A 25,847-nucleotide genomic window follows, 5' to 3' on the forward strand; every position below is an offset into this window, starting at 1 on the left:
TAATAACGATGTGGGTGGCAGTGGCTTCGGCAACCAGTGTTGGGCACGATGTTCCGATGCCTAATGATCTTGTTCCTGACGATCTGTGGCAGCGGATAGCGCCCTTGCTGCCGCCCCGCCCTGCGCGCCGTTCCCGCTTCCCGGGACGCACCCATCGACGATCGTGTCGCGCTCGGTGGCATCCTGTTCGTCCTGCGCACCAATGTGAGCTGGCGTGATGTTCCGGCCGAGACGATCGGATGCCGCGGCATCACCTGCTGGCGCAGACTTCGGGAATGGACCGAGGCCGGGGTGTGGCCGCGCCTGCACGCACTGCTCCTGACCGAGCTTCGCGCCGCGCATCTACTCGACATGGACGACGTCGCCGTCGACGGCTCGCACGTGCGAGCCCTCAAAGGGGGGCTCACACGGGTCCATCACCGGTCGATCGGGGCCGTCCGGGCAGCAAACATCACGTGCTCGTCGACCGGCACGGTACACCCCTGGCGGTGACGCTGACCGGCGGAACCGGCACGACGTCACCCAGCTACTGCCGCTGATCGAGGCGATCCCCCATATCCGCGGACGGCGAGGCAGACCCCGGCACCGGCCACGCCGCTTGTTCGCCGACCGTGGCTACGACTACGACAAGTACCGCGCTCTGCTGCGCCGGCACGGGATCACGCCGAAGATCGCGCGCCGCGGCGTCGCGCACGGGTCCGGTCTGGGCAAGGTCCGCTGGGTGGTCGAGCGCACTTTCGCCTGGCTGCACCAGTTCAAACGCCTGCGCGTCCGCTCCGAGGTACGAGCCGATCTGCACCAAGGACTACTCGAACTCGCCTGCAGCATCATCTGCTTGAGGAGACTGAGGACGTCATTCTGAAACGGTCAGTAAGTCGGGGGTGGGTCGGGTTCGACGTCCGGCGCAAACGTCCCGCGGTGGCCAACACCGCGATCGCCCGTGAATTCGCCGGCTGGTGTTGGTTACTGACGGTGCTCGAAACCTGACAAGAACGGTTCGCCGCTGCACATCCGGTCGGCGAGTATGGTCCTCGACCCGTCGGTCGGCAAGGTCGGTTCTCCTCGCTGCGCTGCGGGGACTCCACCTTGCCTCCACTCCGTGGTCGACGACCGACGGAGCACGGACCGGGCCCGCACGGGGGAACCTCGACACGTCCGACTGAATCATCCGGGTCGGTGGCGGCAGCGCCAGGGAGTGATCCGCGCACTATGAGCAATCCAACCCCTCACGGTGGATCACGCTCGACATTAGACGAGCGAGCCTACTCCCCAGCCGAATAACGTCCTGCGGTACCTAACCCGCGCATATCAGGGTGACCACGCGTCGAAACCGACACGCTCGCCACCACCCGAAAATCAGCCGGACCCCAGAGGCGGCGCCCCGCGACGACGGTCCCCGGCGCCGCCTTACCCTGCATTCTTGACAAATCGACGTCCATATCAGTGCGTGAAAATCAGCTCGCTCGCGACGAGAACCAGCAGGTCACAGACGTGAGCCGTCACTCATGTCGAATACGTGAGCCAACTCAGGAGATCCGTCCGCGGGCCTTGGCCTTGGCGTATGTGGACGGGGCGATGCTGATGCCGTGCTCGGTGAGCACGGCACAGATCAGGTCGACCCCGAAACGCTCCCGGTGGGCGTCGGTATAGTCGACGATCACCGCAGTCGGCGGTCAACCTCCGCCGCCGCGAAAAATGCACTCGCAGTCTTCAAAATCTCATTGGCCCTACGTAAATCGGCGTTCTCTTTACGCAGTCGGCGCACCTCGTCGGGTTGCGTCCATGAAGATGGTGTACGAACCGCAGCTGAATGACCCTGCGGGCGTGTCGTAACCGAACGAAAGACGGCCACCGCGTGATTCTCGAAGAGACCGACCAAAGTCACTCGAGACAGGACCACGCGATGACCACTGCCCACGATATCGACCTGCGCCGGCTTGTCGAAGACCGACTCACCGGCGCCAGCCCTGATCTGCTGCGCGAGTTGCTGTCGATGTTCATCGACGCCCTGATGAACGCCGAAGCCGACGTGTTGTGCGGAGCCGACTACGGCCAACGCTCCGACGAACGCGTCAACGTCCGCAATGGCTACCGGCATCGGGACTTCGATACCCGGGTCGGCACCCTCGATGTGTCGATCCCCAAGTTGCGGCAGGGTTCGTACTTTCCGGACTGGCTGCTGCAGCGGCGCAAACGCGCCGAACGAGCCCTGACCTCGGTGGTGGCAACCTGCTATCTGCTCGGGGTCTCCACCCGCCGGATGGAAAAACTCGTCGACACCCTCGGCATCACCTCATTGTCGAAGTCGCAGGTCAGCGTCATGGCGAAAGAGTTGGACGAGCAGGTCGAGGCGTTCCGGAACCGGCCACTCGATGCCGGTCCCTACACGTTCGTCGCCGCCGACGCCCTGGTGCTCAAAGTCCGGGAGAACGGTCGAGTGGTCAACGTCCACACCCTGGTCGCGGTCGGCGTCAATGCCGAGGGCTACCGCGAGATCCTGGGTGTCGAGGTCACCTCCGCCGAGGACGGCGCCGGCTGGCTGAGCTTTTTCCGCGGGCTGGTCGCCCGAGGCCTGTCCGGGGTGCAGTTGGTGACCTCCGACGCCCACGCCGGTCTGGTGTCCGCGATCGGCGCGACCCTGCCCGGCGCGTCGTGGCAACGATGCCGAACGCACTATTCGACCAATCTCATGGCGGTGACCCCGAAAACGTCGTGGCCTTGGGTGAAGACGCTGCTGCATTCGGTCTACGACCAACCCGACGCCGATTCCGTTCACGCGCAATATGACCGGGTGATCGACGCTCTCGAATCGAAACTACCCAAGGTCGCGGAGCATCTCGACGCAGCGCGAACGGACCTGTTGGCGTTCACCGCGTTTCCGAAGCAGATCTGGCGGCAGATCTGGTCCAACAACCCGCAGGAGCGGCTGAACAAGGAGATCCGACGCCGCACCGACGTCGTCGGGATCTTCCCCGACCGGACCGCACTGATCCGACTGGTCGGAGCGGTGCTCGCCGAGCAGCACGACGAGTGGATCGAAGGGCGACGCTATCTCGGACTCGACGTCCTCGCCCGCTCTCGCAGCGACAGGTCCGCTCGGACCGCCGCTGAGCCTGTCGAGGAGGTGACGCCCGCCTTGACCGCATAACCCGACGAGGAATCACGCGACGACCTCGCACACCACCTCACGGGACTTGACCCCTCGTCGAGGTCGGCATCGCTGTCCGGCGTCGCGACGGTCGGGGAATCCTTTCGCTCTGTGGCTTCGGTCCAGTTCCGCAGTGTCGCCAGCGCGATGTCGAGCAGCTCGCCGACATGGCGACGGGCTGCAGTCTTCGCGCCTCCGTGTTCGGCGATCCGGTCCCGATACATCCGGACCGCACGTTTCTGAGTCTCCGCGTCCTACTTCCTCGGCGCGGGCATACCAGCATTCTCCTTGTTGGACCAGGAGCCCCCACCTCACCCAGGACCGTTCGTAGTGCGTTCGTGCGGGACACCGTGAAATCCGGAGTCGATGACTGGCCACACCACGCAATCGACATCGTTGCTTGACCCTGTATGAGCTGTGGCTTCACGTCATTCCAGCACGATCTGATCGGTCGGCTGAGCGTGTTTGCTCGGGCGCTCCATGTATGTCGGGCCGTAAGCGACAAAACCAAATCGGGAATAGAGAGGCTGCGCGTCCGCTGTATGCAGCATCCATCGGAAATCCCCTGCGTCGGCATCCGACAATAGGTATTCGAGTATTGCGCTTCCGATGCCTGTACCGCGATGCTCCGGAAAGACGAACCCGTCTGCGATGTATCCGTAGCTGACGCCGTCCGAGGACACTCGGACGGCGCCGATCAGCTGTCCCGAATCCGACGCTCGCGCAACGTAGACTTTCCAGGCCCTATCGAATTGGAATCGAATTTGATCTCGCGAGCGCCACCTATTCCAATAGGCGTCCTCAAGGAGGAAATCGAGGATACGCGAAAGTTCCGCTTCCGACAGCTGGGTGTCTATCACTATGCTCATGACTGAACTATCGACTTTCCATCAGGTGTTCCTAGGCTTACGGTGCCTCGGATCGCTGTCATGTACACCCCCACCGTCGCGACTATACCGAGCGCTCCTATCAGAGACAGAGCTACGTACGGGGGCATCACTGAGCTGAGCAATCCCCAAACTAACGCAGCCACTCCTTGAATTCCAAGGAATATTAGAAATTGGACGCTAAGTACCGATCCTCGTACAGTAGGCGGAGCAAGGCGTATCGTTAGTACATCTAATCCCGGCAAGCACATAATTCCAAAACCTGCGATGAAGACGATCGCGATGGTTAATTCGAGGTTTGGTTGCGTGAAGAAGATGATTGGCGCACCGGAAAATAAAATAGCTGCCGGGAATATCAATCGAACGCGGGTTTCGGTCGACAACCACCGTGATGCAACGATATCGCCAAGGACCATCCCTGCCCCGCTAGCGGCAATGATTAACGAGAGGAGCGCTGGATCGCGCCCAATCGAAGCAACGTAGGGTGCAGCCAGTGCTTCCACGCTTATGGCGAAGCAGGGAGTAAGCCATCCGAGAAGAAGTACGCCAACCAGCCCGGGCGTGCCTATGACCCTGCTGAACGCCTCGCGTACGCCGACCCCGCCTTTCTCGAAGCCGTCCTGGACACTGCCCGGGAGGTGCTCGGTGCGGAGTTCGTCGGGGCGTACGCGGCCGGGTCGCTCGCCCTGAACGCCTTCCATCCCGGCCGCAGCGACATCGACATCGCCCTGCTCTGCCGCGACCCCCTGAGCGAAACGATGAAGCGGGAGTTGATCGCTCGGCTGCGGCACAGCGCCCTACCATGTCCGGCCCGGGGCCTGGAACTGGTGGTCTACACCATGGCTACGGCGCAGTCGGGCACCGGAGAACCGGGCTTCGAGCTCGAGTTGAACGACGGGCCGGACATGGCCTTTCGGCAGACACTTCAGCCCACAGACCGCCCTGCAATCGACGGGACGTTCTGGTACGGACTGGACCGCAGCATCCTGCACCAGAGCGGCCGGGTGTTGGCGGGACCGCCGGCCCCGGAGACATTCGCCGAGCTGGCACCGGAGGAACTACAGAGCCTATTGGTCGACTCGCTGCGCTGGTGGATGGCGCTGCCCGGCCCAGCCGATGACCGGCCCGCACCCGGAGCCGACGACGCGGTCCTCGGAGCCTGTCGCGCGCTGGTTCGACATCGCTACGGGAAGTGGCTGTCCAAGATCGACGCCGGCCGACGGTTACTCGGGACCGGCTACCAGCCGGTCGAGGCGATCGAACAGTCCATCGCAGCACGCTCCGGTGAGCTTCCGCCTTCAGGTCGGCAAGCATGGACTTTCCAGGAAGGCGTGCTGCACGAGCTCCTGGCTGCGACCGAACGGCCCGCATGACCATCGTCCGGATCGGCACTCCTACTGCCGCGCTCTCAGGTGCCGATACATGACCATTCCCGCGTGGTACAGCACGTCGTCGCGGAACTCACCGTCGGCGGAAAAGCCGGTGTCGTCACGGTAATAGATCATCGTTCCTTCGATCCGGTAGTCACCGGTGTAGGCAGCTTCCCGGCTGCCGCGGGCCTCGACGTATCGCCCCTCCGGCAGGAGACGCTGGCGGATGTTACCGTCGGCGGTCACCCACAGTCCGACGAACGGGTGCCCGGCTTGTTTCATGTCCTTCACTTCCCTGGAGGTCGTCACAGTGTCGCCGCCACCCGCCCGATGATGGCGTTGCGGGAACGGATCACGGCCTCGCGCAGGGCGTCGATGTCCTCGCCGACCAGCGAACCCGCCCACTTGCGCGGGTTGCCGGCGACGAGGACGGTGTCGATGTTGCGTGCGTCGGAGCCGAGCACGAGGGTGCCGACGGCGTCGTTGAGCGGCATGTTGTTGATGTCGTCGGCGCGGACGATGAGCAGGTCGGCCTCCTTGCCCGGTGTCAGCGAACCGGTGACGTGCCCGAGCGCGTTGGCATGCGCGCCTTGCAGGGTGGCGAAGTCGAGGACGTCGCGGGTGGTGATCCGGTTGCGGGTCTCCTCCGTTCCGTATGCAGCATTGGTGGCGCGCATGCGTTGGATGGCATGCAGGGTCCGCATCTGGGTGAACATGTCGCTCGCGAGCGCGACCTCCACGTCGATGCTCAGACCCGGCCGGATCCCCACGGCGAGAGCCTCGTCCACAGCGGGCACCGCCGATTCGAGGCCGATCTGGGCGTCGGAGGTCGGGGCGAGGGAAACCGTGACACCGGCATCCCCCATCGCCGTCCATGCCTCGGGGGTCAGGCCGGTCGCATGGATCAAGGTGAGGGTCGGATCGAGGATCCCCATCCGTGCCCAGCGCAGGATCGCCTCCGACGACGGTATCCCGAAAACCGCGTCGATGCTCGTCCACACACCGAGATCACGTGCGAAAGCAGCGAGTTCGGGCCCGTAGGCGATCGCAGGTCCGGCGATCTCGTCGGTCGCCAGGGCGGCCAGCCGCACCGTGACGAGACCGTCTGCGGCGCCGTGGAAGTCGCTCACCAACCGGTTCATATCCTTGGGCCATTGACGATCCCACTCACCGAAGTGAGGACCCATCGAGGCATGCACGCCCCGAATTCCGGTGTCGATGAGCGCATTCAGTGCAGCATCGGAGTGCGCGGAAGTGCGGGAGTTGTGCGAGAAGTCGAGCATGGTGGTGATGCCCGAGTCGAGCGCGGTCAGCGCGGCGAGACGGGTACCGATGTACATGTCCTCCGGTGCGTAGTTCGGGGCGACGCCGGCCAGGGTCGACATGACATATTCGCCGAGGTCGGAAACGTCGGGAATGCTCCGGCGCAGTTGCGCTTCCCAGGCGTGACGGTGGGTGTCGACGAAACCGGGGCCGACGATCGCGCCGCGGGTGTCGACCACGAGTGCCGAGGCTGCTGCGGCACCGTGCCCGGGATCGGAGCGTAGGTCGGCGCCGATCGCGATGATCTGCGAGCCGACGAGCAGGACGTCGCCGGCATCGAGGTCCGGGATCGAGGGGTCCATGGTGACGACGGCGCCGCCGGTCAGCAGGATCGGACGGTCGCTGTCGTGGGCCGCGGTGAAATCGGCGAGAGTTGTCTTCATTGTGGTGGCTTTCCGATGAGTGTCAGGCGCGGTGGAAGGTGTAACCGGCGTGCTGCAGGGTGCCGTCGACGAATTCGCCGAATGCCCAGAATCCGAGGTCGTCGCGGTAGTCGATGCGGTCGCCGGTGATCCGATAGGAGCCCTGATATGCATGCGGGCGTCCACCGCGGGTCTCGTCGTAGCGACCGTCCGCGGTCAGGTGCTGGTGCACGAAATCCGTTTCGTCGATCCAAGTTCCGAGATGACGGTCCGATGCCACGTCCGTGGCGGTCGGGGTCTCCGTCGGGTCGTCGGCGTGGACCGATCGACCGCCCCAGAGGGCGATCTCACCGTCGACGACGACCGTGTGCGCGGCGTCGGCATCATCGATGAATCGTTGCAGCACATCTGTTTCCGAGTCGTCGCGAGAAACGGGCAGGATCGCGAAGGTTGCCGGATTGCCGGGTGCAAGCGCGGATGGTGACCGGAAGGAAGTCGGACGCAACCCACGGAGCCGCATGACGTCGACGATTGCGGGCACGATGACGTACCCGGCGCAATCGATGACGATGGCACCGTCGTCGTCGGCAGCGGTCAACAGGCCGGGGCCGATACCGACCACACGAGAGCCACCGAGCAGGACGTCGCCGCGGTCGAAATCGCCGATCAGGGAGTCGCCGGTGATGATCCGGGCATTGCCGAACAGGAGCGGACGATGCCCGCCGGCGTTCTCGCGGATGAGTTCGAACAATTCGGGAGTGAAGGGGATGGTCATGTGTACTCCAGATGAGGATCGGGTTGCCGGGAGATCCGGCGAGTTCCACTGTCGGGGCGGATGGGCGGCCGGAACAGGCCGGTGTGTGCCTGGGTGCACCAGGGCCTGTCTGTACCGCATCCGGGGAGCTAGCGTCGTCTCATGGCCTCCACCGAACTCGGAACCTTCTTCAAGGCGCGACGCGGGCACGTGCAGCCGTCGGATGTCGGCATCACGGCGCAGTCGGGGCGGCGGGTCTCCGGTCTGCGTCGCGAGGAAGTTGCCATGCTCGCCGGTGTCAGCGTCGACTACTACACGCGACTCGAACAGGGTCGCGAACGGAATCCGTCTCCGGCGGTTCTCAACGCCCTCGCCGGCGCACTGGCTCTCGACACCGACCTGCGCGAGCACCTGTTCCGTCTCGCGGGACTGGCTCCGACACCGCCCACTCCGGTGCGGAAGACCGTGGACGATTCGCTTCGGGAGCTTCTCTCATCCTGGTCGCACACACCCGCGCTCATCATCGACCGCCGGTTGGATGTTCTCGCGTACAACGAGCTCGCCGGTGCGCTCTACAGCGGCTTCGAGCGCATCGACAATCTCGTGCGCATGACCTTCCTCGATCCCTTCGGGCGCCGCTTCTTCACCGATTGGGAGCGCGCCACGACGTCGTGCGTCGCGAATCTCCGGCTCGCTCTGGGCCACACCGGCTCGGTCGACGACGTTCGTGCCCTCGTTCTCGAGGTGCACGATGCGAGTGCGGAGTTCCGCGAACTGTGGAATCGGCACGATGTGCGGGGCAAAACACACGAGGCCAAGGAGTTCCGGCATCCTGCCGTCGGCGATCTCGTCCTCGAATACAACGCATTCGACGTTCGCAGCGCACCTGGACATCAGTTGATCGTGTACCGGGCCTCCGCCGGCTCGCCCAGTGACGACAAACTTCGGCTGTTGGGATCCCTGGCGGCGACCACCGACCGCTCGTGATTCCTCGTTCCGGACCCCGTGGTCCTCTACATGATTACGGTGGTTCGTAGCCGACTGCAGTAGCCAGGAGGATTTCTCCCATGAGTTCGTCCGACGACTGGAATGCGCAGGTGATCGCCGAGTTCCGGGCCAACGGAGGCCGGGTCGGCGGCAACTTCGAGGGTGCGCCCATGGCGCTCGTGCATCATCGGGGTCGCAAGAGCGGTCGCGAGACGGTGACTCCGACGCTGTATCTGCCGGACGCGGAGGACGCCGCGACCGTGTACGTCTTCGCGAGCAAAGGGGGTGCACCTTCCCACCCGGCCTGGTACTACAACCTCACCACCGCCGGTCGAGCGGAGGTCGAGATCGGCACCGAGACCTTCGAGGTCACGGTAGAAGAGATCACCGGCGCCGAGCGCGACCGTATCTATGCCGAGCAGGCTCGCCGCTACCCCGGCTTCGCCGAATACGAGGTGAAGGCGCGCGGGAAACGCACCATTCCGGTCCTCGCTCTCCACCGAAACTGACATTCCGGTTCGACCATCGACATCCCGCCCGAGAGAACCGGACGCACACACTTCGGTGTCTTCGACCCCGCTGAGCGGGGTCGGAACCACCGAGATCCCGCCGGCACGCGCCGACGGGATCTCCCGTGACCGGCCACCGGGCCGGGACGACTTCTGGGGTAGGCCTACTTACGCCCCGCCTGCCACTGCATGCCCCACCCGAACGCGCGGTCGAGGTCGGACTGGCTGCCGTCGATGTACTGCACCAGTCGCTCGACGGTGATGCCCTGCCCGGTATTCTGCAGCATCGCGATCGCGCAGATACGTGCGCCGTTGTTCGGCGAATCCAGACGCACCTCGATCTGCGGACCCGACGGCGGGGTCAGCGTGACGATGCCGTCCACGGCAGCCCAGTTCGGGGCACCCTCGTAGATCATCGCGAAGATCAACACCCGCTTGAACAGTTCGGGGCGCTCGAGGTTGACGTGCATGTTCTCGCCGCCGGTGTTCGAGCCGGTGCGGTCGTCGCCGTCGAGGTGGATGTACGGCGGGGTGTTCAGCGCCCCGAAGCTGTTCCCGAGCGCCTGGATGACACCCTTGGATCCGTCGGCGAGTTCGAACAGGCAGCCGAGGTCGAGGTCCACCCCACCGCTCGCGCCCATGAGCTTCGAGAGGAAGCCCTTCTTCTGCTCACCGCGCGACCAGTTGAGGTTCACCCGCGTGACACCCTGCCCGGACCCGGCCTTCGACAGGCTGACGGTGGGAGATTCCTTGGTGAGGTTGATCTTGCTGAGGTTGACGCCGCCGGCGTTCTGCTCGGGCTTCTTGTTGTAGTCGATGGCCATGTCGAGCCTTTCGTCGGAGTGGCTGCGCGCGGTTGCGCACGGGGTACGGAAAAGCGATGGGAGCCCCCGATCCGAGATGTCGGATCGAGGGCTCCCATCGGCATGTGGTTCGAACCGTCGAGGATCAGGGGATGCTGGCCTTCACAGCATCTTCGCCTTCCCTCGCCGCGATCTTGCGGTTGCGGTAGATGCTCGAGGCGAATGCCGCACCGATCAGGGCGACACCGACGAGGCCGGTGATGACCTCCGGCACGTGGGTGCCGATCGAGTACAGCAGGATCAGTGCCAGCGCACCGATGGCCCAGTGAGCACCGTGCTCGAGGTACACGTAGTCGGACAGCGTGCCCTTGCGCACCAGGAAGATGGTGATCGAGCGGACGAACATCGCGCCGATGAAGCCGAGACCCAGGGCGATGATGATCGGGTCGGACGTGATGGCGAAGGCGCCGATGACACCGTCGAACGAGAACGACGCGTCGAGCACCTCCAGGTAGAGGAACAGGAAGAAGCCTGCCTTACCGGTGGCCTTCGCGAGACCGCTCGGTCCGCCCTCGGGCTCCTCGCCCTCCTCCGGGACGTGGAACATCTCGCCGAGCCCGTTGACCGCGATGTAGGTGATCATGCCGAGCGCGCCGGCGATCATGACGGTCGAGACCTTGTCGTCGGGCGCGATGACGGTAGCCGTGATGAGCAGCAGCGCGGTGGCGACGACGACCTCGAGCTGCTCGAGCTTGCCGGCCTTCGCAAGAGGACGCTCGAGCCATTCGAGCCACTTGATCTCGCGATCTTCGAGGATGAAGTGCAGGAAGAGCATCAGCAGGAACATGCCGCCGAAGGCTGCGATCTGCGGATGCGCGTCGGTGATCAGGGTCTCGTAGCTGGGGCTGCCGTCCGGGAAGTAGGCGGCTCCGTCCGGCGGCGGATTCAACGCGAGGTCGAGTGCCGCGATGGGGCCGAGCCCGGACGCGATCCACACGATCGCGAGCGGGAACACCAGACGCATACCGAAGACGGCGATGAGGATGCCGACGGTGAGGAAGATCCTCTGCCAGAACTCGCTCATCCGGCGCAGCACGGTCGCGTTGATGACCGCGTTGTCGAACGACAGCGAAACCTCGAGGATGCCGAGGATCACGCAGAGGAAGAGAGCTTGCGGGCCGCCGTAGAGGAACGCCACCACGAGAGATATGACGGTGACGGCCATCGACGGACCGAATATTCGCAGAACCACGAAGCGTGGCCTTTCTAATCGGAATCAGGGCGTTGCAGGGTGGTTACTGCACATCGGTTCCGGCTTCGGCACTGCGACCGAAGCCGGAACCCGAAGAAACGAACTAGACGTTGACGCCGTAGTCGCGGGCGATACCCGCGAGGCCGGACGCGTAGCCCTGGCCGATGGCGCGGAACTTCCACTCCGCACCGTTGCGGTACAGCTCGCCGAAGACCATGGCGGTCTCGGTCGAGGCGTCCTCGGACAGGTCGTAACGAGCGAGTTCGTTGCCGCTCGCGCGGTCGACGACGCGGATGTACGCGTTGCGGACCTGTCCGAACGACTGGCTGCGGGAATCGGCATCGTAGATCGAGACCGGGAAGAAGATGCTCTCGATGTTCGCCGGGGTGGCGGCGAGGTCGACGTTGATGACCTCGTCGTCGCCTTCGCCCTCACCGGTGCGGTTGTCGCCGGCGTGCTCGATGGCACCGTCGGGCGACTTGAGGTTGTTGAAGAAGACGAAGTGCTGGTCGGAGACGACCTTCTTGTCGGCCCCGGTGGCGATGGCGCTGGCATCGAGGTCGAAGTCGGTGCCGGTGGTGGTGCGAACGTCCCAGCCCAGGCCGACGGACACTGCCGTCAGGTTCGGAGCTTCCTTGGTGAGGGAGACGTTTCCGCCCTTGGTCAAGCTGACGCCCATGCGGGGTCCTTTCGATCGTTCCAACGGTCGACGTACCGGTCTGGGGCACGCCCGGTGTGCGTTTCTCCCCACACTAGTTGTTGGCGTGGGGTACGCCCATATCCACTATGCCCGGTCCCGCGGACCACTTCCGTGACCCGCACGAACCACAGTTCCGACCGGCGGAAAGGTGACGGATCCGCCCGGTGGACGTGCGCCCAGTACCATTCGGTTCTGTGGCGAGCCGATGGACGCGCCGCCTGTTCGGCGGGGGAAACACGGAAGATCCCGCGGCTCGTCGTGCACACGATGCGATGGTCGCGGCGTTCCTCGACATGGACAAGCGCCAGTCCGTCATCGAGGCCGGTGTGGCCGCCTCGTACGAGCTCGAACCCGAACGGCACCTGCTCCGTCAGTGGGATCCCATCCGGCAGGCGTGTTATCGCGCCGGTGAGACGTATCTCCAACTGGCAGTGACGGATCCGGAACAACCGCTCGCACCCGCCCCGGCCTACGAGCAGGCACTGCGGCAGATAACCGAAGCAACACGAACACTTGATGAATTCTTCGGAAACAACCGGGGTCACCTCGAGCACATAACGGCCGTGGCGAACACCGTGCCCGAGCTCGCGCACCGGATGCGCACCGAAGCGCGCAACACCCTCGCCGCGACGCAGACCCCGGATTTTGTTGCCTTTGCGAACTATCCGTCGGTCCGATCCGCCACCGAAGCGCTCGAGAAGGCCCTGAACAGCCTCGATGCAGCGCACAGCGTGGGCGCGACCCGCACAGCGGCCCTCCGAGTCGAAGAGGCGACCACTGCTCTGCTCGACGCCCTCGCCGCAGCACCGGGGCGCCGCGACGAGGCCGCTCGCGCCCTCGCCTCGGTCACCACCAGGATCGGAGCGGTCCGGACCCGCACGGAAGGGCTCGCTCCGGCCTTCTCCGCGCTGCTGCGCGAGTTCAATGCGGCCAGTTCCGCCGACCTGTCCGGGAACGAGAAACAGGCCGCCGAACTGCTCGCTCGCGCGGAGGACCAGCTCGGACGTGCTCGGGCGGCGGCGAAGGACGGCCGCCCCGAGGAAGCCCTCGAGCTGGTCGCGGCGATCCGCGCCGAACTGTCACGCGCCGAGGAACTCGTCGACGCCGTGACCGCACGACTCGCTACGCTGCGTTCCGTCCGGCAGAATCCGGGGGCCAAGGTCGACGAGGTGCGGTTCCGCCTCCGTGACGCACAACACCTGGCCGTGCAACGCGGTCTCACCGCAGAATGGGGTTCCGTTCTCGACTCGCAGTTGAGCCGGATCGACAGGGCCGTCGACGCACTCACCGGTGTGCACCCCGACTACTGGGCCTACGTCAGAGATTTGGATGCGGTGTCTACCTTCATCGCAGGAGTGGTCGATCGGATGAGAGGACGGACCGAGAACGCATGAGGGGGGCCACGATTACCGAAGTGCGCGCCATGCAGCACTTTCGGCATCTCGACGGCGCAACGATGGAGGAGTTGTTCCTGCACCGTCCCGAGCCGTTCGGGCACAGCGACGATCGCGACCGCCTGGCGACCGCTCTCGGCGCCACGCTCTACGTACCCGCGACGCGCGGCGATCTCGTCGCGACCATCACGAAGCGTGCGGCCGAGGGTGTGACGTCGATGGTGCTCGACCTCGAGGACGCCGTCGCCGACGACGAGGTCGAGCAGGGCCTGCAGAACGCCGTCGCGACACTCGATGCGCTCGCCGAACGCGGACCGTCGCCGATGATGTTGTTCGTCCGTGTCCGCACCGCCGACGGTGTCGGACGGATCGCGTCGATGCTCGGCGCCGGCAAGGCCGTGCTGACCGGATTCGTGGTGCCGAAGTTCACCGCCCACACCGGCCCCGCCTTCCTCGAGGCCGTGGCCGCGGCGTCGATATTGCTCGACCGTCACCTCTACGCGATGCCCGTCATCGAGTCGGCCGAGGTCGTCCACCGCGAGACCCGCGACGGTGAATTGCGTGCGATCTCCGGCATTCTCGCCGAGCATCGTGACCGCGTCCTCGCCGTCCGGATCGGCGCGACCGACATGTGCGCGACCTTCGGTATCCGGCGCGACCGCGACCTGACGATCTACGACGTGCGGGTCGTCGTCGACGTGATCGCCGACGTCGTCAACCACCTCGGACGTACCGATGGAACGGGTTTCGTCATCACCGGTCCCGTCTGGGAGTACTTCGCCGATCACGAACGCATGTTCCGCCCGATGCTGCGCTCGACGCCCTTCGAGGAGCAGGACGCCGTGCTGTTCCGTCAGCAGCTCGTCAGCCGCGACCTCGACGGTCTGCTGCGCGAGATCGCCCTCGACCGCGCCAACGGTATCCAGGGCAAGACCGTCATCCATCCGTCGCATGTCGCTGCGGTGCACGCTCTGTCGGCCGTGACGCATGAGGAGTTCCACGATGCGACCGACATCCTCGATCGCGACACCGGTGGTGTGCAGGCCTCGGGATACGGGAACAAGATGAACGAACGACGACCCCACCGCACGTGGGCCGAGCAGACCCTGTTGCGCGCGTCGGTGTTCGGTGTCACCCGTAAGGGGATCACCTTCGTCGACCTGCTGACTGCGCTGGTGGACCGATGACCGACATCCTCGATATCCCCTGGGCCACCGCAGAGCTCGGATTCGCTCTCGAACATGTGGAGTCGTCGTGCGGTTACACGGTTCCCGAGCTCGTCCGGCCGGGGCTGCGGCGCAATCCACGACGCGCGCACCTGCTCGTCTCCACGGTCCTCGGCAAGCACATCCCCACCGAACCGGCCGCGGTGCGCGGTGCCGGTCACCGGCTCGGCCGACTCGTCGCCGATCTCCTCGGTGACGCGGCATCCGACGCCGTCGTCATGGGATTCGCCGAAACGGCAACGGGTCTCGGTCACTGCGTGGCCGACGCCCTCGAGGCCGCGTGCTACCTGCACTCGACGCGACGTCAGGTCCCCGGAGCAGAGGTGCTCACCGGATTCGAGGAGGGGCACTCGCACGCGACCTTCCACCTGCTCCAGCCGACCTCCGGCGCACTGTTCGCCAACGCCGCGCCGCTCGTCCTCGTCGACGACGAGATCTCCACGGGAGCAACGGCACTCGACGCCATCCGTGCGCTGCACCGCGATCATCCGCGTGATCGTTACGTCCTCGCCTCACTCGTCGACATGCGGTCGGAACAGGATCGGCGCCGGACTGCTGAGGTCGCGGCGGAACTCGGCACGAGCATCGAGCACGTGAGCCTGGCCGCCGGGCGATCCGTCGTCCCAGACGATCTCGTCGCGCGGGTCGCGGCGTTGCCCGACCCCCTCCTCAATCCGATGGGCGATCGACGCGGCGACGTCCGGTTCCTCCACGCGGCGTGGCCGTCCCATGTGCCCGACGGTGGGCGCCACGGGATGCTGCGCACCGACGCGGCGGCCTTCGACGCGGCTCTGTCGACGCTCGCCGACACGATCGCGGACGCGCGCGACGGCGAGCGACCCACCGTCGTCGTCGGACACGAGGAACTGATGTACCTGCCGCTACGACTCGCCGAGGCACTCGTCGACCGCGGCACCCCCGCCCGATTCCAGACCACGACGCGCTCCCCCGTCCACGTGATGGACGTCGACGGATATCCCTTGCGCCGCGGATTCCGTTTCATCGCACCCGAACACATCGACAGCGAGTTCGAGAACGAGGTGCCGCGTTTCCTCTACAACGCGCAGTGGCCCACGCCGACCGAGGTGCGCGCCGAGCTGATCCTCGTCGTCGACTCGCCCGCCGACACCGATCGTCTGCGCGCACCGGGAGGTGTTCTCGACGTGCTCACCTCTGCCGGCGAGGACGTCCTCGTCGTGATCGTGCCCGCCACCGATCCGGCGGTGCTGCGCACCCACAGGGAGACCGTATGACCGTGCCACTGACCGGACCCGAGTTCGGCTCCTACGCACCCGACGAGGTGACGTGGCTGCTCAAGGATCTCTCCCACGCCGACCTCGAGGGTGATATCGCCGAGCGGGAGGCACGGATCCAGGCGGGTCTCGCGCACTACGCGGAGTCCCTGCCGATCGAGTACCAGCCCGACGCCGCCTACCGCGAGCTGTTCGACAAGGCACTGGCCGGCACAGCGGGCCGGTTGGCGCACGCGGTGGGCACGGTCACCGAACTGCTCCTCGCCGAACGCGGAACCGACCTGACACTCGTGTCGCTCGCGCGGGCGGGCACCCCGATCGGCATCCTGATCCGCCGGTGGGCACTGCACCACCACGGCCTGACGCTGCCGCACTACGCCGTGTCGATCGTCCGCGGTCGCGGAATCGACTCCGCCGCTCTCGACCACATCACCGCGCGGCACGATCCCGCTTCGGTCGTCTTCGTCGACGGCTGGACGGGTAAGGGCGCGATCGCGCGTGAACTGTCCGCTGCACTCGCCGAATACACCGCGCGAGGCGGTCCTGTCCTGTCGGACGACCTCGCGGTCCTCGCCGATCCGGGCCACTGCGTCCGCACCTACGGCACGCGCGACGACTTCCTCATCGCCTCGGCCTGCCTGAACTCCACCGTTTCCGGGCTGGTCTCGCGAACGGTCCTCAACGACAGCCTGATCGGCCCCGGGGAGTTCCACGGCGCCAAGTTCTACGCCGAGCTGGCCGCGGACGACGTGTCGAACCATCTGCTGGACACCGTCACCGCGGAGTTCGACACGTGCGGCGACGTCGCGGCGGCTGCGCAGGCGGTGCTCGAATCCGACCGCACCCCCACCTGGGCCGGCTGGGAGTCCGTCGAACGGGTGCGGGCGCAGTACGGCATCTCGAGCGTCAACTTCGTCAAACCCGGTGTCGGAGAGACCACGCGCGTGTTGCTGCGCCGCGTCCCCTGGAAGGTGTTGGTACGCGACATCACCGCCGACGAGCACGCCCACATCCGGATGCTCGCGGCCGCCCGCGACGTTCCCGTGGAGGAGGTCCCCGACCTGGCCTACTCCTGCATGGGACTGATCAAGGACCTGCCGTGAATGCCCCATCCGCGACCGGCACTGCGCCCGCACTGGTCGCCACCGATCTCGACCGCACCCTCATCTATTCGCGCGCGGCGATGACCGGCGACCAGTTCGACACGCAGGATCTGCTGTGCGTCGAGTACTACGAGGGCGCACCGCTGTCGTACGTCACCGATACTGCGGCACAACAACTTCGCTCCCTCGCCGACGAGGTCGCGATGGTGCCGACGACCACGCGCACACCCGAACAGTTCCGCCGCATCGAACTGCCCGGCGGTCCGTGGCGGTATGCCATCGCGAGCAACGGTGGGTCGATCCTCGAGGACGGGCACATCGACCCGCACTGGCGCAGGACTGTGGAAGCAGCGGTACGCGAGGAGGGCGCGAGCCTCGACGAGGTGACGACCGAACTGCGTCGCCGCATCTCCGAGGACTGGATGTCGAAGTTCCGCATCGCCGACGAGTTGTTCTGCTATCTCGTCGTCGACGTCGCAGCGCAACCGGCGGGATTCCTCGACGACTGGCACGAGTGGTGTTCGACGCGCGGCTGGAACGCCTCGCAGCAGGGCCGGAAGATCTACACGATGCCGAACAGCGTGTGCAAGAGCCGCGCGGTGGCCGAGGTGCACCGGCGGCTCCGCGACCGCGGAGTGCTCGCCGACGACGCCCCGGTCTTCGCTGCGGGCGACGGTGCGCTCGATGCGGAGATGCTGAAGGCCGCCGACGCCGCGATCCGGCCTCGCCACGGCGAACTCGAACTGATGGACTGGCGTCACCCGAGCGTCTCGGTGACCGACGCCGCGGGCGTCACGGCCGGGGAGGAGATCCTCGCCTGGTTCGCCCGTTCCGCTCGTCTTCCGGTCGCTTCGTAGAGTAGAGGTTGCCCGGTCACCGACACAGTGAGGACACATCTCTTGCCGACTCCGCTCTCCAAGGGTCAGAACGGACCGCTCACCGCGTCCGACGTCGTCGTCTCGCTCGAGCTGACCACGCCCGCCGATCTGTCCGCACTGCTCGTCAAGGCCGACGGCAAGGTGCGCTCCGACGCCGACTTCGTGTTCTTCAACCAGCCCACCGGGCCGGGCGTGCGTCTCGTACCCGGTGCGCCCGGGCAGGCGGCCTCGCTCGCCGTGTCGCTCGCGCAGGTTCCCGCCGACATCGATCAGGTACGTGCCGTGATCACCCTCGACGACGCGTCGAGCAACTTCGGCCGGTTCGCACCGCCCACCGCGCGCGTGTCCGACAGTGCGGGAACGGTGTTGTACGAGTACCGGATCGACGGACTGAGCACCGAATCCATCGTGATCGCGCTGGAGCTGTACCGGCGCCAGGGCGCGTGGAAGGTCCGCGCTGTAGGCCAGGGATATGCGGGCGGTTTCGCGGCGCTGGTGACCGATCACGGTGTCAGCGTCGACGACGCACCCGCCCAGCCTGCCGTCGCACCCCAGCCCGCCGCACCTCAGCCCGTCGCTCCCACGCCCGCTCCGGCTCCGCCCGTGCAGCAGACTCCGCCTCCGCCGGTGCAGCAGACCCCGCCCCCGGCGTATCCGGCACAGCCGGCATCTCCGGCACAGCCCGCGGAGATCAGCCTCACGAAGAACCGCCCGGTGAGCCTGGTGAAGGGCCAGAAGGTCACCCTCCGCAAGGACGGCGGCGTCGCGCTGACCTTCCTGCGCATGGGGCTCGGCTGGGACCCGGTGGAGAAGCGCGGCCTGTTCGGCAACCGTTCCGCCGACATCGACCTCGACGCCTCGGCCGTGATGTTCGCCGACAACCAGATCGCCGACGTCGTGTACTACGGCCAGTTGCAGTCGAAGGACGGCTCGATCCAGCACCAGGGCGACAACCTCACCGGCGCCGGTGAGGGCGACGACGAGGTGATGCTCGTCGACCTCACGCGGGTCCCCGCCCATGTCACGACGGTGATGTTCATCGTGACCTCCTACAAGGGCCACACCTTCGAGCAGGTGCAGAACGCGTTCTGCCGCCTCGTCGACGGCACGATCGACACCGAACTCGCCCGCTACACGCTGCAGGGCGGCATGCCGTTCACGGGCATGGTCATGGCGAAGGTCTACCGCCAGGGCAGCGAATGGAAGCTGCAGGCCATCGGCGAGGGCATGCAGGCGAAGCATCCCGGTGAGGCCGCGCCGCAACTGGGCCGGTTCCTGGCCGTCTGACCGGTGGGCGAGCTCTTCACAGCGGGACGCAACGCCCCGCTGCCGACCCGCACGGTCCGTTTCACGGCGACCGCATCCGTCCCGCTGGACGTGTGCGCGTTCGTCGTGGACGACGGCCTGCAGGTGGCGTCCTCCGACGACGTCGTGTTCTACAACCAGCCCGGCACGCCCGGCGTTCGACTCGAGGGCGAGGTGATCGTCGTCGACGTCGACTCGGTCCGTCCCGGTGCACGCGTGCTGTGCGCGGTCGGCTGCGAGCGACCCGCAGCGGTGTCGACCTCACTGTCCGACGCGGCGGGCACCGTCCTCGCGTCGTTTCACGTGGAACCGGCGGTCGGTACCGAGACGGCGCTGCTGTGCTGGGAGATCTACCGTCGTCACGACGAATGGAAGATCCGCGCCCTCGGCCAGGGATACGCCGGTGGACTCGCCGAGATGTTCACCGCGCACGGAGTGGATGTCGAGTCACCCTCCGACGCGGAGAAGGTGGCCGCCCCCGGACCTGGTCCGGTCATCGGCCTGTCCCCTCTCGAGGTGCTGTGGCGGATCTTCGAGGACGCGGCCCGGTCGGCCGCGGCGTACACGTCGAGTGTGGAGTTCGCCCAGCACCGCTTCGACGACGAACTCTCGGCAGCGGTGGCCGATCCCGCCCGCCGTATGGGTCCCGAGGCCGACCGTGCCCGGGCACGTGCGCAGCAGCGCTACGACGAGCTCGTCGGTGTCGCCGAGGCCCGCTACCGCGACGACAGTGCGGTGCTCGCCGCCGAGCTGCTCACCGTCGACGCGACGTTGCCGCCCGCACTCGCATCGTGGATCTCCCCGGCCTGGATGCACCTGCACCTGCCGAGCGACGGCGTGCGGGTGGGTGAGGTGACGGCGCCCGATCTGGGTCCGCTGCGCATCCCCCTGTGTCTGCCGGCGCCGCTCACGCGACCGTTGTGGATCGACGGTGATCCGGCCGAACTCGGTCCCGTCGTGTCGTCCGTGGTCGTGCGGCTGCTCACGGCCCGGCCCGACACCCTGTTGCACCTCGTCGATCCCGGGCGGACGCTGCCCGCACTCGAAACGCTCACCGCAGGGCGCCTCGCCGGACCGTCCGTCCACGACCGGTTGCAGGTCCCCGCCAAGCTGCGAGGGCTGGCCGACGCGGCGGACCTCGACGCGCTCGCCCGGCAGGTCGACGCGGACACCGCATCACCCGTGTTGCTGGTCCTCGCCGGATTCCCCTACGGCTACGACCACGACGACCTGCTCGAGATCGTCCGGATCACGCGTACCGGCAGTGACGGTCGGGTCTCCGTCGTTCTGGCGGGAGATCCCCCGGACGATCGGGTCGCGGAGATCCTGTGGGACGAGGCGCAGAAGCTTCCCGTCGACGGTGAGCTGGCCGATCCGTGGACGGGAGGCCGATGGACGTTCGTTCCCGACAGCCTGCCCGCCGAGACCGAGCATCTGCGCGGCGCGCTGGGTGGGAGTTCGCTTCCGGACTGATCGTCCCCTCGCACAGAGGGATCAGCGCCGATCGACGAGTGTCGTGGCATCGGGCGCGTACACGGTCATCCAATGCGGATCCAGGCGGTAGTAGATCACCTCCTCGTCCCAGTCGAAGGCGTCCCCGCCGTAGAACGACTGCAAGTAGGCGAGCAGTTCGGGCCAGTCGTCGGCGGGCTCACCGCCGCGCGGGTTGAGAATCTCCACGCGCCCGTGTGTGAACACTCCGAGGTCCTCCCCGCGCATGTGCGCCGCGCTGACCGCGGGACGCGCGGCGAGATGCCGGGCCTTGGCGGCGTTGCGGGCCGTGCCGAAGTACCACCTGCCGTGCAGGAAATGTCCGTCCACAGCACTGATGCGCGGTTCCCCGCCGGCGGTGACCGTCGCCAGCGAGAGGACGCACATGCCCGTGAGCACCTCGACGAGCTGCTCGGCCGTGAGGGTCCGCGACGCGTCGACGATCGACCTCAGGTGGGATGTGGACCGGGACAGCGACGTATCGAGGAGCACCTGGAGGTCGGCGAGCTCGGTGGGGGTTTCGTGCACGGCTCCATGTTCACATCACCGAGGCTCACGGGACCCGACAGTTCCTGCTCTGTTCTCCTCGCCGATGTCTGCTCTCGGGGAGATCACCGAACGCGGGTCACCCGCATGGAGGACCCGCCATCCCCCGGTCGGCCGACGCGCGCCGACCCCGCCGCATCGCATGGTGAGGATCATGACGGTCACCGATCCGACGACGCGACAGCAACGTATCCTCGCCCTCGACGTGGCCCGGGGGATCGCCATCCTCGGCACCTTCGCCGCCAATGTCTGGATCTTCACCGACCCCGCCGGGATCGTCGGATATCTCGCCTCGATCGGCACCGATCCGTGGCCGCAACGCATCCTCATGCAACTCGCGCAGGGAAAGTTCCTCGGGTTGCTCACCCTGATGTTCGGGATCGGCCTGGCCGTGCAGGCGGCGTCCGCTCAGCGAGCGGGGCGGCCGTGGCCCGGCGGTTACCGGGTACGCGCCACCCTGCTCTTCGTCGACGGGGTGGTGCACTACCTGCTCGTCGCCGAGTTCGACATCCTCATGGGGTATGCGCTGACGTCCATGCTCGTGTGCGGGCTCGTGATCTCCTCCCGTCGTGTGCGGCTGTGGGTCGCGGGTACGGCCGTCGCTGTTCACGCGCTGGCCGTGACCGCGCTCGTCGTGGCGCTCGCCAGTTCACCGCCGAATGCGGAGACCCCCGAGCTGACCACCGCCACCTGGTGGGACATGATCGTCTTCCGCGTGGACAACGCCGCTGCGTTCCGCGCCGAGGTGATCTTCGTGATCCCGATGACGGTCGCGCTGTTCCTGACCGGCGCCGCACTGTATTCCTCCGGGCTGTTCGACAGCAGAGGTGCGGTGCTGCGCCGGCGGCTGATGGTGGTCGGGGCGATCGCAGCACCGCTCGACCTCGCCGTGGGTCTGTTCGGCGGTGCCGCAGGTGTATTCGCAGCGCGCTACGGCATCGCCCCGTTCGTCGCGCTCGGCCTGCTGGCGTGGATCGCCCACTTCTACATCGGCAGGTCCACCACCGGCACGGTCGGCACCGCCTGTGAACGCATCGGGCGGACCGCGCTGAGTTGCTACATCCTGCAGAACATCGTCGCGTCGGTGCTCTGTTACGACTGGGGATTCGGTCTGGCGAAGACCGTGGACCCCGCCATGCGGGTCCCGTTCACGATCGCGGTGTACATCGCGGTGGGAGCGGTGATGGTCGTCGGATCCCGTTGGTGGCTCGGCCGATTCCGCCAGGGACCGGTCGAATGGGTGTGGCGGGTGTCCTACGAGCGGCTGACGGAACGTCGCTGACGTGTCGGGTTGCCTCGTGGGGGTCTACCGCTCGGTCACGGATTCGACGCCCTCACCGGTGAGTACGGCGATATGTTCGACGAAGGGACGATCCGTCCCTCCAACATCTACCGACCGGAGGCAAGATGATCTTCATCGTGGTCCGTTTCAAGGTGAAGCCCGAGTACCAGGACAGTTGGCTCGAGACCACCGCGGAGTTCACCGAGGCGACGCGAGGCGAACCCGGGAACCTGTGGTTCGACTGGTCGCGCAGCGTGGACGATCCGTCCGAGTACGTTCTCGTCGAGGCGTTCCGCGACGGCGACGCCGGAGCCGAGCACGTGAAGTCCGATCACTTCCGCAAGGGACTCGACGCGATGCGGCCGGCGCTGAGCGAGACCCCGCGCATCCTGAACACGGAGATCCCGGGCACCGAGTGGGCCCGGATGGGTGAACTGCAGATCGACTGATCGACTGCGTCGAGACCGACGTCGTGCGCGAGATTCCCGCCGGATCCCGCATGCGACGTAGGTCTCGATGTGCGCCCATAGGTTTGTCCTAACGTTTCGTGCGGCCGCAGGTCTTTGTGGCAGCAGTCACGGTCGTGATCGACTGGACCGGCGTGGACGGCATGTCCGCGCGCCGGCCGTGTCGATCAGGAGCGTGATGTGAGCGAGTTGCACCTTCCCAACCGAATCCGGCAGCTGGCAGTCGAACATCCGGATCGTGCGGCGGTCAGCTCCGGCGGAACGACACTCACCTACTCCGAGTTCGACGCGCTCACCAACCGGGTCGCCTCGGCACTCGCGACCGTTCCGGCGACGTCCAAGCGTATCGGTGCGCTGCTGCGCATGGGCCTGCCCGGTGCGGCCTCGTTCGTCGGCTGCGCCAAGGCCGGGCTGGTCTTCACCCCGCTCAACTGGCGTCTGAATCCGGGCGAGATCGCCGACATCGCCGACGACGCGCAGCTCGACGTCCTGATCGTCGAGGACGAGTTCGCCGCATCCGCCCGCGCGGCCGCCGCAGTCCTGCCCGAGGCACAGATCGTCGTGGTGGGCGACGCCTCCACCGTGCCCGGCGCACGGTCGTGGGAGGACTTCGTCGCCTCCGGTGACGACATCGACCCCGGATTCGGCGACGACCCGCGGACCGAGGTGCTGCAGCTCTACACCTCGGGCACCACCGGTCGCCCCAAAGGTGTTGTGGCGACGCATCACAACCTGTTCAACGAACCGCGGAACTTCGCGTTGTACGAGTTCACCGAGGACTCGGTGTCCCTCGACGCGCTGCCCCTGTTCCACATCGCCGGTGCCGGCTGGATGAGCACGACCCTGTCGGCGGGTCTGCACCTGGTGCTGCTCGGCGAGATGCGCCCGAACCTCGTGGCGGCAGCCATCTCCGAGCACGGCATCACCCACGCCTTCCTCGTGCCGTCGGTGATCAACATGCTCGTCGAGATGCCCGACCTGTCGGATCACGACCTGTCGACGCTCCGCTTGGTGGCCTACGGCGCCTCCCCCATCACGCCCACCCAGCTCGCCCGCGCCATGGACACCCTCGGCTGCCGCTTCGTGCAGCGCTACGGCATGACCGAGACGATGGGTGCCCTCACCGCCCTGCGCGCCGACGACCACGACCCGCACGGATCCCGCTCCTACCTGTTGCGTTCGGCCGGCAGCCCGCTCCCCGGCGTCGAGGTCGAGATCCGCGACATCGCCACGGGCGAACCGCTTCCCGGCGGGCAGACGGGCGAGATCGTCTGCCGCTCGCGGAACAACACGTCGGGTTACTGGCGTCGCGACGCCGAGAACGCGGCCCTGTTCACGGCCGACGGTTTCCTGCGCACCGGCGACGCCGGACACATCGACTCCGACGGCTATCTCTTCGTCACCGATCGCGTGAAGGACATGATTATCTCGGGTGGCGAGAACGTCTACCCGATCGAGGTCGAATCCGTCCTGTCCGAACACCCGGCCGTCGCCGAGGTCGCCGTCGTCGGTGTGCCCGACGACCGTTGGGGCGAGGCCGTCACCGCCGTCGTGCGGGTCGCACCGGGCGCATCCCGCCCGACCGAGGACGAACTCCTCCAGTTCACGGTGGAGCGACTCGCGTCCTACAAGAAACCCCGCCACATCCACTTCGTCGACGAACTGCCCCGCAACGCGAGCGGAAAGATCCTCAAGCGCACACTGCGCAACGAGTTCGCTCCCGTGCAGGAGGGAACGACGCCGTGATCGTCACCGAGCACCTCGGCACCGTCCAGCGCGAAGCATGGGCCGCCGGAGTACTGCCGCCCGTCGAAGAAGTGCGTCCAGGACTGTGGTCGATCCCGGTCCCGATGCCGAAGAACCCACTGCGGTACGTACTCTCGTACGCACTCGCACTCGACGACGGCCTCGCCCTGATCGACCTCGGCATGGACACCGAGGAGTCGTGGGACACCCTCGTCGCCGGTGTCGTCACGACCGGCCACCACATCACCGACGTGCGCTACGCGGCGATCACCCACCTGCATCCCGACCATTTCGGCCTGGCACCCCGCCTGAAGGAGACGACCGGCGCCGTCATCGCGATGCACGCCGCCGACGCCGCAGCCCTCGGACACTTCACCCCGGAGGACGTCGCCACTGACAAGGAAGCTTGGCGCGTGGACCTCACCGGGCTCGGCGCACCGCCCGAGGTCGTCGAGGCCGCCCGCTTCGAACTCATCCGTTTCCCCCAGGGGGAGAGCGCCGATATCGTTCTCGCCCACGGTGATCGACTGGACCTTCCCGGGTGGAACATCGAAGCGGTGTGGACGCCGGGCCACACGCCCGGTCACCTCGCCTTCGTCGACCGCGACCGCGACCTGCTGTTCAGCGGCGACCACATGCTTCCGCGCATCAGCCCCAACATCTCCTCCGGCCCCGGCGAACTGGGCGACCCGTTGCACCGCTATCTGCTGTCGCTGCATGCGACGACGGCTCTGCCGGACTGCGAGGTGCTGCCCGCCCACGAGTACCGGTTCCGCGGAGTCACCGAACGCGCACGCCAACTCATGGACCACCACGAGGTCCGTCTCCACGAAATCCGCGATGCCGTCGCGTCCAGGCCCGAGTCGACGGCGTGGGAGATCACGACCCGCGTCACGTGGTCGCGTCCTATCGATGTGATGGATCCCCGGCTGCAGCGACTCGCCGTCCGCGAAACCCAGGCCCATCTGCTCGTTCTCGCCGATAGAGGCGACATCCGTTCCGACGGTGGAACTCCCGCCCACTGGACTCTCTCCACTCCGACCCATACGAAGGAAAACTGA

The 25,847-nt window shown here is 66.6% G+C and carries 23 protein-coding genes, 2 pseudogenes and 1 other annotated feature; of the genes and pseudogenes, 16 read left to right on the forward strand and 9 right to left on the reverse strand.

Annotated features, from left to right (window positions below; genetic code table 11):
- Window positions 1–56: 56 nt before the first annotated feature.
- A pseudogene (locus tag AC0LPE_RS22700) lies at window positions 57–862 on the forward strand (IS5 family transposase).
- Between the two features lie 667 nt (window positions 863–1,529).
- On the opposite strand, the pseudogene AC0LPE_RS22705 reads toward AC0LPE_RS22700, so the two are convergent.
- Window positions 1,530–1,768 (reverse strand): annotated as a pseudogene (locus AC0LPE_RS22705) (IS3 family transposase); the annotation flags it as partial.
- Window positions 1,569–1,700 (reverse strand) — a sequence feature (AL1L pseudoknot). Its footprint overlaps the pseudogene before it by 132 nt.
- A gap of 135 nt (window positions 1,769–1,903) precedes the next feature.
- Here AC0LPE_RS22705 and AC0LPE_RS22710 point away from each other — a divergent pair.
- Window positions 1,904–3,148, forward strand: a complete 1,245-nt coding sequence (locus tag AC0LPE_RS22710; RefSeq protein ID WP_490605294.1) for an IS256 family transposase — start codon at window positions 1,904–1,906, stop codon at window positions 3,146–3,148.
- A gap of 428 nt (window positions 3,149–3,576) precedes the next feature.
- Here AC0LPE_RS22710 and AC0LPE_RS22715 read toward each other — a convergent pair whose 3' ends face one another.
- The gene (locus AC0LPE_RS22715; RefSeq protein ID WP_129978024.1) at window positions 3,577–4,017 is read right to left on the reverse strand and encodes a GNAT family N-acetyltransferase; all 441 of its coding nucleotides are present in this window, start codon (window positions 4,015–4,017) and stop codon (window positions 3,577–3,579) included.
- Window positions 4,018–4,673: 656 nt separating this feature from the next.
- Here AC0LPE_RS22715 and AC0LPE_RS22720 point away from each other — a divergent pair.
- Window positions 4,674–5,408: a nucleotidyltransferase domain-containing protein gene (locus tag AC0LPE_RS22720; protein WP_490605295.1), complete on the forward strand. Its 735-nt coding sequence runs from the start codon at window positions 4,674–4,676 to the stop codon at window positions 5,406–5,408.
- 21 nt (window positions 5,409–5,429) lie between these two features.
- On the opposite strand, the gene AC0LPE_RS22725 is transcribed toward AC0LPE_RS22720, so the two are convergent.
- The 3 genes from AC0LPE_RS22725 to AC0LPE_RS22735 are packed head-to-tail and all read right to left on the reverse strand — an operon-like array spanning window position 5,430 to window position 7,865.
- Window positions 5,430–5,687, reverse strand: coding sequence for an Atu4866 domain-containing protein (locus tag AC0LPE_RS22725; protein WP_006550703.1), 258 nt, complete (start codon window positions 5,685–5,687; stop codon window positions 5,430–5,432).
- Between the two features lie 23 nt (window positions 5,688–5,710).
- Window positions 5,711–7,111 carry an amidohydrolase family protein gene (locus tag AC0LPE_RS22730; RefSeq protein WP_016692567.1) on the reverse strand — a complete coding sequence of 467 codons (1,401 nt, stop codon included), beginning with the start codon at window positions 7,109–7,111 and terminating at the stop codon, window positions 5,711–5,713.
- A 22-nt stretch (window positions 7,112–7,133) separates the two neighbouring features.
- On the reverse strand, window positions 7,134–7,865 hold the full coding sequence (locus tag AC0LPE_RS22735; protein WP_016692566.1) for an Atu4866 domain-containing protein: 732 nt from the start codon (window positions 7,863–7,865) through the stop codon (window positions 7,134–7,136).
- A 141-nt stretch (window positions 7,866–8,006) separates the two neighbouring features.
- On the opposite strand from AC0LPE_RS22735, the gene AC0LPE_RS22740 reads away from it, so the two are divergent.
- Both AC0LPE_RS22740 and AC0LPE_RS22745 read left to right on the forward strand, forming a co-directional pair.
- Window positions 8,007–8,831 carry a helix-turn-helix domain-containing protein gene (locus AC0LPE_RS22740; RefSeq protein WP_490605296.1) on the forward strand — a complete coding sequence of 275 codons (825 nt, stop codon included), beginning with the start codon at window positions 8,007–8,009 and terminating at the stop codon, window positions 8,829–8,831.
- Between the two features lie 80 nt (window positions 8,832–8,911).
- Window positions 8,912–9,340, forward strand: coding sequence for a nitroreductase/quinone reductase family protein (locus AC0LPE_RS22745; protein ID WP_145690522.1), 429 nt, complete (start codon window positions 8,912–8,914; stop codon window positions 9,338–9,340).
- A gap of 164 nt (window positions 9,341–9,504) precedes the next feature.
- On the opposite strand, the gene AC0LPE_RS22750 is transcribed toward AC0LPE_RS22745, so the two are convergent.
- From AC0LPE_RS22750 to AC0LPE_RS22760, 3 genes are all read right to left on the reverse strand, one after another.
- A complete protein-coding gene (locus AC0LPE_RS22750) occupies window positions 9,505–10,164 on the reverse strand; it encodes a TerD family protein (protein ID WP_490605297.1) in 660 nt (219 codons plus the stop codon).
- A 124-nt stretch (window positions 10,165–10,288) separates the two neighbouring features.
- Complete coding sequence (locus AC0LPE_RS22755) at window positions 10,289–11,395, reverse strand: DUF475 domain-containing protein (protein WP_490605298.1); 1,107 nt, start codon at window positions 11,393–11,395, stop codon at window positions 10,289–10,291.
- A gap of 103 nt (window positions 11,396–11,498) precedes the next feature.
- Window positions 11,499–12,074 carry a TerD family protein gene (locus AC0LPE_RS22760; RefSeq protein ID WP_016692561.1) on the reverse strand — a complete coding sequence of 192 codons (576 nt, stop codon included), beginning with the start codon at window positions 12,072–12,074 and terminating at the stop codon, window positions 11,499–11,501.
- A gap of 293 nt (window positions 12,075–12,367) precedes the next feature.
- On the opposite strand from AC0LPE_RS22760, the gene AC0LPE_RS22765 reads away from it, so the two are divergent.
- From AC0LPE_RS22765 to AC0LPE_RS22795, 7 genes are all read left to right on the forward strand, one after another.
- A complete protein-coding gene (locus AC0LPE_RS22765; protein ID WP_490606393.1) occupies window positions 12,368–13,489 on the forward strand; it encodes a hypothetical protein in 1,122 nt (373 codons plus the stop codon).
- Window positions 13,490–13,518: 29 nt separating this feature from the next.
- The gene (locus tag AC0LPE_RS22770; protein ID WP_490605299.1) at window positions 13,519–14,676 is read left to right on the forward strand and encodes an HpcH/HpaI aldolase/citrate lyase family protein; all 1,158 of its coding nucleotides are present in this window, start codon (window positions 13,519–13,521) and stop codon (window positions 14,674–14,676) included.
- Window positions 14,673–15,968 carry a phosphoribosyltransferase family protein gene (locus AC0LPE_RS22775; protein WP_490605300.1) on the forward strand — a complete coding sequence of 432 codons (1,296 nt, stop codon included), beginning with the start codon at window positions 14,673–14,675 and terminating at the stop codon, window positions 15,966–15,968. The genes AC0LPE_RS22770 and AC0LPE_RS22775 overlap by 4 nt, the downstream gene beginning before the upstream one ends.
- A complete protein-coding gene (locus AC0LPE_RS22780) occupies window positions 15,965–17,071 on the forward strand; it encodes a cysteine protease StiP family protein (RefSeq protein ID WP_016692557.1) in 1,107 nt (368 codons plus the stop codon). Before AC0LPE_RS22775 ends, AC0LPE_RS22780 begins: the two co-directional genes overlap by 4 nt.
- Before the next feature lie 80 nt (window positions 17,072–17,151).
- Window positions 17,152–17,928, forward strand: coding sequence for an HAD family hydrolase (locus AC0LPE_RS22785; RefSeq protein WP_202400426.1), 777 nt, complete (start codon window positions 17,152–17,154; stop codon window positions 17,926–17,928).
- 42 nt (window positions 17,929–17,970) lie between these two features.
- Window positions 17,971–19,236: a TerD family protein gene (locus tag AC0LPE_RS22790; RefSeq protein ID WP_258260086.1), complete on the forward strand. Its 1,266-nt coding sequence runs from the start codon at window positions 17,971–17,973 to the stop codon at window positions 19,234–19,236.
- 3 nt (window positions 19,237–19,239) lie between these two features.
- A complete protein-coding gene (locus tag AC0LPE_RS22795; protein ID WP_490605301.1) occupies window positions 19,240–20,727 on the forward strand; it encodes a TerD family protein in 1,488 nt (495 codons plus the stop codon).
- Window positions 20,728–20,748: 21 nt separating this feature from the next.
- Here the strand turns inward: AC0LPE_RS22795 and AC0LPE_RS22800 are convergent, their stop codons facing one another.
- A complete protein-coding gene (locus tag AC0LPE_RS22800) occupies window positions 20,749–21,273 on the reverse strand; it encodes a pyridoxamine 5'-phosphate oxidase family protein (RefSeq protein ID WP_443209907.1) in 525 nt (174 codons plus the stop codon).
- Window positions 21,274–21,445: 172 nt separating this feature from the next.
- Between AC0LPE_RS22800 and AC0LPE_RS22805 the strand changes: the two genes are divergently transcribed.
- From AC0LPE_RS22805 to AC0LPE_RS22820, 4 genes are all read left to right on the forward strand, one after another.
- Window positions 21,446–22,573: a DUF418 domain-containing protein gene (locus tag AC0LPE_RS22805; protein WP_490605302.1), complete on the forward strand. Its 1,128-nt coding sequence runs from the start codon at window positions 21,446–21,448 to the stop codon at window positions 22,571–22,573.
- 125 nt (window positions 22,574–22,698) lie between these two features.
- Window positions 22,699–23,022, forward strand: coding sequence for a putative quinol monooxygenase (locus AC0LPE_RS22810; protein ID WP_088899356.1), 324 nt, complete (start codon window positions 22,699–22,701; stop codon window positions 23,020–23,022).
- 198 nt (window positions 23,023–23,220) lie between these two features.
- Window positions 23,221–24,786, forward strand: coding sequence for a long-chain-fatty-acid--CoA ligase (locus tag AC0LPE_RS22815; protein ID WP_088899357.1), 1,566 nt, complete (start codon window positions 23,221–23,223; stop codon window positions 24,784–24,786).
- The gene (locus AC0LPE_RS22820; RefSeq protein WP_490605303.1) at window positions 24,783–25,847 is read left to right on the forward strand and encodes an MBL fold metallo-hydrolase; all 1,065 of its coding nucleotides are present in this window, start codon (window positions 24,783–24,785) and stop codon (window positions 25,845–25,847) included. Before AC0LPE_RS22815 ends, AC0LPE_RS22820 begins: the two co-directional genes overlap by 4 nt.

Source organism: Rhodococcus sp. S3 (assembly GCF_058211795.1).